General features: G+C 62.6%; 3 protein-coding genes. All 3 read left to right on the top strand.

All coding sequences use genetic code 11. The features are described 5' to 3' along the window. The coding region (locus A1351_RS10540) for a DNA-binding transcriptional regulator (RefSeq protein WP_245291632.1) at positions 1-334 on the top strand (334 nt) is incomplete at its 5' end. 148 nt (positions 335-482) lie between these two features. Continuing rightward, positions 483-716: a hypothetical protein gene (locus tag A1351_RS10535; protein WP_064032938.1), complete on the top strand. Its 234-nt coding sequence runs from the start codon at positions 483-485 to the stop codon at positions 714-716. A gap of 18 nt (positions 717-734) precedes the next feature. Then, positions 735-1,235 (top strand): recombinase family protein (locus A1351_RS10530; RefSeq protein WP_198162334.1); only part of this gene is annotated, 501 nt, incomplete at its 3' end.

The raw sequence follows: 1,235 nt of genomic DNA, 5'->3' as shown, positions 1-1,235 counted from the left end.
CGACGCTGCTGGTCGAGGCATTCAAGAGGAGAACGCCATGAGCAAGGTTGCCGACAGCATCCGGCGCGGGCTCGAGGAAGCGGTGACCTATGCCGAGGGCAGGGCGGACGAGAGCGCCTATCGCGTCCATGTGCCGGAGAAAATCGACGTAAAGGCGATCCGCACACGCCTGGACATGACGCAGGAAGAGTTCGCGGGCCGGTTCGGTTTCAGCGTCAACACGCTGCGTCATTGGGAACAAGGCTCGCGACAGCCGGAAGGACCGACCAGAGCCTATCTTCTGGTGATCGAGCGCGCGCCCAAGGCGGTCCAGAAGGCTTTGCGGGCCGTGTGACGCGCGTAGAGTGTTTTGCGACTACGCCAGAACCGCCGTTCGCGAGTATTTTTGCGCAGCCATACGACGAAGGGATTTTCAGTCTTCTCATCCTCGACTTGCCGCTGCTTCATGCCCGTTTGATTTCGGAAAGAAAGCGAGCGACGGCATGGCGGATGACACGGAATCCGAGCCGGACGACCTCATACCGGCCAACGACAATCGAGGCCCGGACGGCAAACGGGATGAACCGAACCGGGAGATGCGGCGACAGTTGGATCAGGTGACGCTCACCATCGCGCGGCTGATCGGACGACGGATCGCGCGAGATCAGTTCGCGGCGCTCGGCGCCGCGAACGACAACAGGCCCGAGGACGCACAGAACGCCGAGGACGAGGAATAGAAGCAACGGAGACCGCCCATGACCCGCGTCGCGCTCTATGCCCGCTATTCGTCAGACAACCAGAGCGAAAGCTCGATCGAGGACCAATTTCGCCTTAGCAGGGAACATGCTGGGCGCGAGCGATGGAAAATTGTGGGCGCCTATCACGACGCCGCCCTCTCGGGTTCGAGCATGATCCTGCGGCCCGGCATCCAATCGCTGTTGCAGGACGCGCAGCGCGGCCAGTTCGATGTCGTGCTGGGCGAGGCGCTGGACCGGATTTCCCGCGATCAAGCGGATATCGCCACGTTGTTCAAGCATCTGCGCTTCGCGGGCGTTTCCATTATCACTCTCGCGGAGGGCGAGGTCAGCGAGCTTCACGTCGGCCTGAAGGGCACGATGAACGCCCTGTTCCTGAAAGACCTCGCGATGAAGACCCATCGCGGTCTGCGCGGCCGAGTGGAGAAGGGCAAGGCGGGCGGCGGCCTCTGCTACGGCTATCGCGTGGCCAAGAAACTCGACGCCAACGGCGAGCCGATC

The organism is Methylosinus sp. R-45379 (assembly GCF_001644125.1).
Taxonomy (GTDB): Bacteria; Pseudomonadota; Alphaproteobacteria; order Rhizobiales; family Beijerinckiaceae; genus Methylosinus.
This window is presented reverse-complemented; position numbering and strand designations above follow the sequence as displayed.